The 2,622-nt window shown below is 74.1% G+C and carries 2 protein-coding genes; both read right to left on the reverse strand.

Annotation, left to right across the window (positions count from 1 at the left end):
• Nucleotides 1-1,286: bifunctional o-acetylhomoserine/o-acetylserine sulfhydrylase (locus tag AC5LSR_RS00890; protein ID WP_250280869.1), on the reverse strand; the 1,286-nt coding region annotated here is incomplete at its 3' end.
• Nucleotides 1,287-1,431: 145 nt separating this feature from the next.
• Nucleotides 1,432-2,559 carry an isopenicillin N synthase family dioxygenase gene (locus AC5LSR_RS00895; RefSeq protein ID WP_250280886.1) on the reverse strand — a complete coding sequence of 376 codons (1,128 nt, stop codon included), beginning with the start codon at nucleotides 2,557-2,559 and terminating at the stop codon, nucleotides 1,432-1,434.
• Nucleotides 2,560-2,622: the final 63 nt, after the last annotated feature.

Here is a 2,622-nt window from a genome sequence, read left to right on the forward strand (position 1 = left end):
GCAGCGGCGAAGCCGGTGCGCAGGTCGGCGAGGATGTCGTCGATCCCCTCCAGGCCGACCGAGAGCCGGACCAGCTCACCGCTGACCCCGCTCGCGGCCTGCTCGGCCGCGGTGAGCTGGGCGTGGGTGGTCGTGGCGGGATGGATCGCCAGCGAGCGCACGTCACCGACGTTGGCCAGATGGCTGTGCAGCTGGAGGGCCTCGACGAAGGCCCGGCCCGCCGCCGCGCCGCCGCGGATCCCGAAGGCCAGCACGGCACCGGCGCCGGCCGGCAGGTAGCGCGTCGCCGCCGCGTGCCAGCGGCTGGTCTCCAGCCCCGGGTAGGCGACCCACAGCACGTCGTCGCGGCCCTCAAGCCAGCGCGCCACCGCCAGCGCGTTCTCCGAGTGCCGCTGTACCCGCAGCGACAGCGTCTCCAGCCCCTGCAGCAGCAGGAAGGCGTTGACCGGCGACAGCGCCGGGCCGAGATCGCGCAGCAGCTTCGCCCGGGCCCGCACGATGTAGGCGGTCTCCGGGAAGGCCTCGAGGAACACCAGCCCGTTGTAGGACGGATCCGGGCTGGTGAACCGTGGGTAACGCCCGTTGCCCCAGTCGAACCGGCCGCCGTCGACGATGACCCCGCCGATGGACGTGCCGTGCCCGCCGATGAACTTCGTCGCCGAGTGCACGACCACGTCGGCGCCGTGCTCGAGCGGGCGGGACAGGTACGGGGAGGCCAGGGTGTTGTCGACGATGAGCGGCGCGCCCGCCTCGTGCGCGGCCCCGGCCACCCCGGCGATGTCGAGGACGTTCCCGCGCGGGTTGCCGATCGTCTCCCCGTAGAGGGCGGCCGTGTTCGGACGCACGGCGGCCTTCCAGGCACCCAGGTCGTCGGGGTCGTCGATGAAGGTCGTCTCGATGCCGAGCTCGGAGAGCGTGTGGGCGAACAGCGCATACGTCCCGCCGTACAGCGACGACGACGAGACCAGATGATCGCCGGCGGAGGCGATGGTGAGGATCGCCAGCGCCTGCGCCGCCTGGCCGCTGGCCACCGCCAGCGCCGCGGCACCGCCCTCCAGGTCCGCGACCCGCTGCTCCAGGACGTCCTGGGTCGGGTTGACCACCCGGGTGTAGGTGAACCCGACCTCGGCGAGCGAGAACAGGTCCGCCGCGTGACGGGTGTCGTCGAAGACGAACGACGTGCTCTGGTAGATCGGCACCGCGCGGGCACCCGTCGCCGGATCCGGCTGGGCGCCGGCATGGACCTGCCGGGTCTCGAAGCTGTACGTCGTGGGCTCGCTCGTCACGGGTTCCCTCTCACTGCTCGCTACCTGGTCGGTTCACTGCCTGGCCGCCGTCTGCCACCGCCCGCCGTCCTGCCGCCGTCCTGCCGCCGTCCTGCCGCCGCCGGCTCACCTGCCCACAACCGGCGGACCGGGCCGGGCGACATGATCAGTATGCTCCTCGGCCGGCGGGCGCCTCGACGTCGGAGTAGTACCGCCGGGCCACCTCGGGATGGCTGCGCAGCCAGCTCTTGAGGGTGTTGACGCCGTGCTCGGCGAAGATCGGGTTGCGCGGGTCGGGGGGCTCGGCCGCCGGCAGCTGCCGGCGCAGCTCGTCCGGCAGCGGCAGGGGCGCCAGCGTCGCCGACAGGTGCGGGCCGAAGAAGAAGGCCGCCGACACCCGCTCCGTTCCGGCCGGCGGGCTGACGACCCGGTGCACGGTCGCCCGGTAGTAACGCTGGGTCGCCAGCTCGAACATCTCACCGATGTTGACCACGAAGGTCCCCGGTACCGGGGTGACGTCGATCCAGCCGTCGGCCGGCACGTCCGTGCCCGCCCGCGGGCTGCGCGCGACCTGCAGGCCGCCGCTGTCGTCCTGGAGGACGAACGTGACGAAGCCGCCGTCCTTGTGGGCGCCGACGCCCTGGTCGTAGCCGGCGGCGAAGCCCGGCGGCGCGGGCAGGTAGCGGATCAGCTTCAGGTGCGAGCGGGGGTCGACGGCGAACGTCGGGTCCAGGTGGCCGGCGGCCAGGCCGAGGGACTCGGCGAACGCGTGGACGAGCGTGCGGGCGAGCCGTCCCAGCTCGGCCAGGTAGGCCCCGACGATCCCCCGCATCCGGGGGAGCGCGGCCGGCCACTGGTTGGGGCCGTCCAGGCGCAGGTAGGGCGGGTCGTGCGGGCCGAGCCGGCGGGCGGGGCGCTCGTCGCCGATGTCGATCTGCTCGCGGATGTCCGGGCTGTCCCGGGTGATCTCGTGGCCGAGCCGGGTGTACCCGCGGAAGTGCGGCGAGTGGATGTTCTCGATCTCGAGCTTGACGGCCTCGGGCAGGTGGAAGAACTCCCGGCTGACCGCCAGCACGGCGGCGGTGGCGGCCGGCGGGATCCCGTGCCCGGTGAGGTAGAAGAAGCCCGGCCCGTGGCAGGCCGCGCGCAGCGCCGCCAGGAACGCCGTCCGCCCGGGGCCGCCCGTGCGGTAGGGGCCGATATCCAGCGTGGGCAGGGCGGCCGCCGGCCTGGCGGTGGCGCTGCCCGGCCCGTCCGGGCCGGTGCTGTCGGCGTCGGCGCTCCCGGCACCGATGCCGTCGGCGCTGACGTTGCCGGTGCGGGTCCTCTCAGGCCTCCCGGTCGTCCCGGTCGTCCC

The organism is Protofrankia sp. CiP1_Cm_nod4 (assembly GCF_982290645.1).